Source organism: Nocardiopsis trehalosi NBRC 14201, from assembly GCF_001552555.1.
Lineage (GTDB): Bacteria > Actinomycetota > Actinomycetes > Streptosporangiales > Streptosporangiaceae > Nocardiopsis_B > Nocardiopsis_B trehalosi.
The window spans coordinates 1-6,472 of sequence record NZ_BCRK01000259.1; the positions used below are offsets into that span (position 1 = coordinate 1).

Annotated in this window: 6 protein-coding genes; 3 read left to right on the forward strand and 3 right to left on the reverse strand. The window is 76.9% G+C overall.

The window, feature by feature from the left end; translation table 11 throughout:
* Positions 1 to 702 precede the first annotated feature (702 nt).
* Complete coding sequence (locus NT8_RS26530) at positions 703 to 1,413, forward strand: hypothetical protein (protein ID WP_067975378.1); 711 nt, start codon at positions 703 to 705, stop codon at positions 1,411 to 1,413.
* Positions 1,414 to 1,592: 179 nt separating this feature from the next.
* Here NT8_RS26530 and NT8_RS26535 read toward each other — a convergent pair whose 3' ends face one another.
* Both NT8_RS26535 and NT8_RS26540 read right to left on the reverse strand, forming a co-directional pair.
* Positions 1,593 to 2,684, reverse strand: coding sequence for an alpha/beta fold hydrolase (locus tag NT8_RS26535; protein WP_245646346.1), 1,092 nt, complete (start codon positions 2,682 to 2,684; stop codon positions 1,593 to 1,595).
* Between the two features lie 201 nt (positions 2,685 to 2,885).
* Positions 2,886 to 3,896 carry a GlxA family transcriptional regulator gene (locus tag NT8_RS26540; RefSeq protein WP_217999317.1) on the reverse strand — a complete coding sequence of 337 codons (1,011 nt, stop codon included), beginning with the start codon at positions 3,894 to 3,896 and terminating at the stop codon, positions 2,886 to 2,888.
* Between the two features lie 71 nt (positions 3,897 to 3,967).
* On the opposite strand from NT8_RS26540, the gene NT8_RS26545 reads away from it, so the two are divergent.
* A complete protein-coding gene (locus NT8_RS26545; protein WP_067975385.1) occupies positions 3,968 to 5,287 on the forward strand; it encodes an MFS transporter in 1,320 nt (439 codons plus the stop codon).
* A gap of 31 nt (positions 5,288 to 5,318) precedes the next feature.
* On the opposite strand, the gene NT8_RS26550 is transcribed toward NT8_RS26545, so the two are convergent.
* A complete protein-coding gene (locus NT8_RS26550; RefSeq protein WP_084469307.1) occupies positions 5,319 to 5,783 on the reverse strand; it encodes an ATP-binding protein in 465 nt (154 codons plus the stop codon).
* Positions 5,784 to 6,017: 234 nt separating this feature from the next.
* Here NT8_RS26550 and NT8_RS26555 point away from each other — a divergent pair, with 234 nt between their 5' ends.
* The gene (locus NT8_RS26555; RefSeq protein WP_067975389.1) at positions 6,018 to 6,455 is read left to right on the forward strand and encodes a MarR family winged helix-turn-helix transcriptional regulator; all 438 of its coding nucleotides are present in this window, start codon (positions 6,018 to 6,020) and stop codon (positions 6,453 to 6,455) included.
* The last annotated feature ends 17 nt before the right edge of the window (positions 6,456 to 6,472 follow it).

Genomic DNA, 6,472 nt, shown 5'->3' on the forward strand with positions numbered 1-6,472 from the left:
CCCCCCGCCCCCCCCCGCCGCACCGACGTGACACCACCCCGCCCACCCCCTCGTGCGACCCGCACCACACCCCGGCCCCCGGTTCCCCGGCGGGAAGTCCCGACTCGGAACCCCCGGCCCGAGGCCGTCAGGGCAGCGCCCTCGGCCCCCATCGGCGCGAGGCCGCCGGGGCAACGCCCTTCGCCCCGTCCCGACCCCCGCGAAGCCCCCGATGTGGCGACCACCACCCCGCCCCCATCACCCGCGAAGCCGCCCGTTCGGCGCCTCCGCTCACACCGCTGGACCGCGGTTCCAGGAGCGAGGCGCCGGGCGGCGACCGCCGGACCTAGGTTCCTGGAGTGAGTCCACCCGCTCGGTGACCGCCGCCCCGCCCGCGCGCGACGGCTTTTCGAGCACCCGCGAAGCCGCTTGCGGGGCGGAGTGATTCGCGCGGCGCGCGTCGTCCACAGGCTGGGGAACCGTCCTGGCGGGGTGGCGGCAGGCGGTCTAGCATGGCGGCAGCACCTCGGGAGCCTCCCGCCCCGGCCGCCGCGCCCGTCCTTCGCGTGCACGGCCGGTGACCCCCACCGCTCCCGGTGCCCGCCTCCCGGGCCCTCGCCGCGCGTACCGTCCGCGCCTGCCGCCCCCGGTTCCGCGCCCCGTCCTTCCCTCCGCGCATCGCGGGCCGTTCCGCACGCCCTTCCGATCCTGGGAGCACCCGCCATGAGGTATGCCCTGCTGCTCGCCGCCGCGGCCATCGCGGCCCTGCCCGCCGCCACCGCGCACGCGGCGGTGGCCGTCCCCGACCCGACCGCCACCACCTCGCGCGCCGCATCCGCCACCGGCTCGACCGACACCGGCCCCCGCGTCGCGCCTGCCACCGATCCGACCGGCACCGCCCCGCACGTTGCGTCCGCCACCGGCACCGCCGCCCCGCGCGCCGCACACTCCGCCCACCCGGCCGACACCGCCCAAGCGGCCGACGCCACTCACCCGGCCGACACCGTCCGCGCGGTGGTGGGTCCCGGGGACGACCGCGTGTTCGCGTTCGGCGACACCGCCGCCATCGCCTATCCGGTCGGTGCCTATCCCGCCGAGTTCGACTGGGACCGCCCGCGCGAGGTCGGCTTCCGCGTCGACACCGTCGAACGGTCCGGCCCCGGCCATGTGCGCTACCGGCTGACCGTGGACGTCCCCGAACTCGGCCGGGTGCTCGGCCTGGGCGGGATCGATCCGCGCTGCTCCGCCGCGAGCGGCCCTCCGGGCGGCCCCGGCGAACTCCCCTCCCCCGGCGAACTGGAGTCCGGCCGCCACACCTTCCGGCTCACCTGCCCGCTGCCCGCCGACACCGCCGATCTGGGCATCCACCTGTCCCCGCGCGACGCCCGGGGCGACACCGTCCCCCTGGTGTTCACCGGTCCGGCCCCGTCCTGACCACCCACCCCCGCGCCGCCCCCTGCGGCGCGGGGCCCCATCGCCGCCTCCGCCGAGCCGGACTCAGCGCCCCGCATCGACGGGCACTACGCCACCACCCCCGGGCACCGGCACCGGCCGACGCCCGGTCGGGGCGGCTGCCACGCGTGGCCGACGGCGGGCACCGGTCATCGGTCGGGTCAGACCGGGAGGATGCGGTCCTGGATCAGGGAGGCGCGCAGCAGGATGCCGAGGGCATGGCCGCTGACCGGCTTGCGCGCCTCCTCGATGCGTTCGACATAGCGGGGCAGATCATGGTGCCTACCGTGGGCGACCGCGCCGGAGGCCACGAGACCCGCGAACGGGTGGCGGTCGAGCGTGCTGTGGCCGAGCCGGTCGAACGGCACGAGCACGCCGTCGGGCAGCCGCTCCACGATCTCCTCGGCCAGCGGCCGGACCGCCCGCAGATCGTAGGCGCCGCTGAGGACCGCGGTCGGCCAGGTGAACTTCCGCTGTTCGGCGGCCAGGTCGAACGGGGGGCCCTCGAACACGGGGTAGTCCTCCGCCGCATGGGCGAACCCCACCGCCGTGTCGAGGGGTTCGCCGTCCGGCCGGATGTCCTCGAGTTCGCGGTACCAGATGGCCCCGGCCAGGTCGAACTCCATGACGAACGGGATGGGGGTGGTGATCTCGCGGGTCGCGAGCCGCTTCACCCGGTCCCACGTGCGCCTCCGGCCGTCGGCCACGGCGGTCACCAGCCGGTCCACGGCCTCCGCGCCGCCAAACTCGTACACCACGGGCACCACCACGCCGGTGTCCTCCACCGGCACCGCGCCCGACGCCACCAGGGCGCGCAACCGGCCCGCCACCCCGGCGGTGGCCGGTTCCACGCCCTCCCAGAGCAGGCGGCGCACATGATCGCGGGCCTTGGCGGCGTCCGTCGCGCCGCTGGACGTGCTGTCGAGCACCATCCCCCGCACCCGGCGCCCGTACCGCGCCCCGAACGCCTGCGCCAGGTACCCGCCGTAGGACGTGCCCCAGACCACCGCGTCGCGCGCCCCGCAGTCGTCGAGGACCGCGGCCAAATCCTCCACGACCTCGCCGACCGTCATCGCCTCCATCGGCAGGTCGGCGCCGTCGCGGTCCAACCGCGAGAGCCCCACCCCCCGATGCTCGACCATGATCACGTCGAACCCGCGGGCGGCGGCCGCCTTGCGGGCCCGCCGGTACGGCAGCACCGACGCCATGCCGGGCCCGCCCGGGATGATGAGCAGCGGCGTACCGCCGCGCACCCCCTCCCGGACATAGGCGAGGTCGAAGGTCCGCTTCGAGCCGGGTCGGACAGGGCGGGAAACGGTGCGGACATCGGGGCTGCGCCGGAGGCGCGCGCCCACTCGTGGGTTATCGGCCATACGTCCACCTTGCCCCAAACCACCCACGTTCCGCCCCCCGCACGGTGGATCGCCCCGCCGCCGATCGGCCGCGCGTGCCGATCAGGGGGTGGGGGCGGGGGCCGGCGCGGGGGTGGGGCCGCGGAAGGTGGCGCGGTAGGTGGACGGGGAGACGCCGAGGGCGGCGTGGAGGTGCTGGCGCAGCGACGCGCCGGTGCCGAACCCGGCGTCGGCGGCGATGCGGTCGACCGGCAGGTCGGTGCGCTCCAGCAGTTCGCACGCCCGCTCGACACGGCGGCGGGTCAGCCACTGCACCGGGGTCAGCCCGGTCTCGTCGCGGAACCGGCGGGTCAGGGTGCGCACGCTCGTCGCCTCCTGGTCGGCGAGGTCGCGCAGGGTCACCCGGCGGTCGAGGTGGGCCAGCGCCCACGCGCGGGCCCGGCCCGTGGACGCGTCCGCCGCCGGCACGGGCCTCCGGATGTACTGCGCCTGCCCGCCCTCGCGGTGCGGCGGCACGACGGTGCGCCGCGCCACCTCGTTGGCCACCGCGGCGCCGTGGTCGGCGCGCACGATGTGCAGGCACAGGTCGATCCCGGCGGCCTCGCCCGCAGCGGTCAGCACGTCGCCGTCGTCGGTGTAGAGCACGTCGGGGTCGAGGTCCACCCGTGGGAAGAGGCGGCGGAACAGCTCGGCCGAGTTCCAGTGCGTGGTCGCCCGCCGCCCGTCGAGCAGGCCGGCCGCCGCCAGCACGAACGCCCCCGTGCAGATCGACGCCACCCGGGTCCCGGGCCTGATGCGGGCCAGCGCCGCTGCCGTGCGGGGGTCGAGCACACCGCTGGCGTCGGCCGCGTCGGGGGCGTGCGAGGCGGGGACCACCACGGTGCGGGCGGCGGCGAGCGCCTCGGGTCCGTGGCGGACCCCGATCGGGAAGTCCGCGTCGGTGGCCACCTCGCCGGGGGTGACGGCGCAGGTCGCCACCTCGTAGAGCGGGCGGCCGCGGTCGTCGCGGGCCTGGCCGAGGATCTGGTGGACGATCCCCAGCTCCATGGGCATGAGCCCGTCGCGGACGAGCACGGCCACCGGGTGCCGGTCGGGATGCGCGAACACGGTCATGGCCGGATTCTTACACATGTCGTCCATCCGGCCACTCGTGCGGGGCCGGGGGCGCCCACCAGGGTGGGGGCATGGGCATCCACGACTCCACCCCCATCACCCGGGAACCCTCCGGCGGCCGGGTACGGCCGCGCGTCCACCGCGCGTGGGGCGTCGCGGCGGCCGCGGCGCTGGCGATCGTCGCGGCGGGCGCGTTCGCCACCATGCCGGGCCTGCTCGTCGGCCCCCTGCGCGCCGAGTTCCACTGGTCGCACGGCGCCATCAGCGCCGCCGTGTGGGTGAACATGGCCGTGAACGGGCTGATCGCGCCGTTCTCGGTCGCGCTGATCGACCGCTTCGGCCTGCGCCGCGTCGCGGCGGGCGCGCTGCTCGCGGTGGCCGCGGGGGCGGCGCTCACCGCCGTCCTGACCGCCGTGTGGCAACTCGCGCTGGCGTGGGGCGTGCTCATCGGCGCCGGAACCGGTTCGCTGGCGACCGCCTTCGCCGCCACGGTCACCGACCGCTGGTTCGTCCGGCGGCGCGGACTGGTCACCGGCCTGCTGACCGCGGCCGGGGTGTTCGGGCAGTTCGTGTTCCTGCCCGTCCTGGCGTGGGTCGTGGAGCACGCGGAGTGGCGGACGGCGACCACCGCCGTCGCCGTCGCCGCCGTGGTCGCGGCGCCCGCCGCCTGGCTGCTCCTCCGCGACCACCCGGCCGACCTCGGGCTGCCCGCCTACGGCGCGACCGCCCCCGCCGCCCGGCCGGCCCCCGTCCCCGGGGCGGCCCGCCGCGCGCTGCGGGTGCTCCGCGACGCGGCGCGCACGCGCACCTTCTGGCTGCTGGCCGGGACGTTCGCCATCTGCGGCGCCTCGACCAACGGGGTGATGTGGACGCACTTCGTCCCCTCCGCGCACGACCACGGGATGCCGGGCACGGTCGCCGCCTCCCTGCTGACGGTCATCGGCGTGGTGAACGTGGTGGGCACGGCCGCCTCCGGCTGGCTGACCGACCACGTCGACGCGCGCCTACTGCTCGCCGGGTACTACGCGCTGCGCGGCGGGGCGCTCCTGGCGCTCCCGGCGCTGCTGGGGCCAACGGCGGAGCCCCCGCTGATCGCGTTCGTCGTGCTGTTCGGCCTGCTCGACGTCGCCACGGTGCCGCCGACGCTCGCGCTCGCCACGATCCGCGACTCCTTCGGCCCAGGCGACAGCGCCCTGGTGTTCGGCTGGACGCTCGCCGCCCACCAGGTGGGCGCGGGGGCCATGGCGCTGGCCGGCGGGCTGGTGCGCGACGCGCTGGGCGCCTACACGATGATGTGGACCGGCGCGGCCGCGCTGTGCGGCCTGGCGGCGGTCCTGGCCCTGCTCATCGCCCGCCCCCGTCCGCGCCCCGATGCGCACGCCCTCCGCTGACGGCCGCTCCCCGCGCCCGCGAGCGGGCGGGTCAGGGCGGCGGGGCGTCGGCCCAGGTGACGACGGTGACCGTGGTCCCGCCGCCCGGGGTGGGCTCGACGGTGAACTCCGAGACGAGGCGGCGGGCGCCGCCGAGCCCGACCCCCAGCCCGCCGCCCGTGGTGTAGCCGTCGGCGAGGGCGCGGTCGAGATCGGGAATGCCCGGTCCGCGGTCGATGAAGCACAACCGGATCCCCGCCGCGCCGTCGCGGGTGACGACCGCGAGCTCCATCTCACCGCCGCCGCCGTGCACGAGGGTGTTGCGCGCGAGCTCGCTGGCGGCCGTGACGAGCTTGGTCTCGCGGACCAGGCCGAGCCCCAGCGCGCGGGCGTGCGCGCGCACCAGGCGGCGGACGCGCGGAAGGTCGGTGTCGGACCGGATGGGGTCGCGGGGCGCGGGTCCCGGCACGGCGGGCGGCGGCACCGCGATGGTGCCCCGCGCCGCTGCCTCGGGCATGTGGTCCTCCGCGCTCGCCGCGCCGCTGGAGTGCGCGCCGTCCGCCGGGGGCCGCGGACGACTGTTGTCGTACGGCAAATGTTAGCGCCCGGACCAGGCCTTCGTCAGTGATCCTGGGAGGTTCGGGACGAAGGTCCCGGAGCGAGTCTTGGGTGACGGGTTGGTTAGGGTCGGGGTCGCATCGAGCAGGGGCGCGGACCGCGGGCGGTCCGTCGGAGCGGACAGGGGGGTGCCGTGGACGCCGATCCGCGAGGTGCCGACGCCGGCGCGGTCGCGCGCGTCGCGGCATCGGTGACCGAGCTGGTGGAGGCCCTCTGGGACCGGGGCCGCCCGGCGCCGGTTTCACCGCCGCAGCTGCGGGTGCTGCGCGTCCTGGAGCGCCACGAGGGCATCAACCTGCGCGGGCTCACCGCGCAGCTGGGGTCGTCGCCGCCGTCGGTCAGCCGCCTGTGCGACCGGCTCCAGGCCGTCGGCCTCATCGACCGGTCGCCGAGCAGCAGCAGCCGGCGCGAACTGCGGCTGCGCCTGAACGCGCGCGGCCGGTCCTACCTCGACGACCTGCGGACGCGCCGGAGCGCCGACCTGTCGGCGGTCATCTCGGACATGCCCGCCCCCGACCGTCGGGCCCTGCTGCGCGGCCTGACCGCCTTCCACGCGGCCGCCGAACGCTAGGGAGTGTTTTGTGGATG

Excerpts from the sequence above, each read along its gene's own strand:
- NT8_RS26540 (WP_217999317.1), bottom strand. The coding sequence starts at position 3,896 with ATGACCGTGTTCGCGCATCCCGACCGGCACCCGGTGGCCGTGCTCGTC.
- NT8_RS26545 (WP_067975385.1), top strand. The coding sequence starts at position 3,968 with ATGGGCATCCACGACTCCACCCCCATCACCCGGGAACCCTCCGGCGGC.
- NT8_RS26550 (WP_084469307.1), bottom strand. The coding sequence starts at position 5,783 with ATGCCCGAGGCAGCGGCGCGGGGCACCATCGCGGTGCCGCCGCCCGCC.
- NT8_RS26530 (WP_067975378.1), top strand. The coding sequence starts at position 703 with ATGAGGTATGCCCTGCTGCTCGCCGCCGCGGCCATCGCGGCCCTGCCC.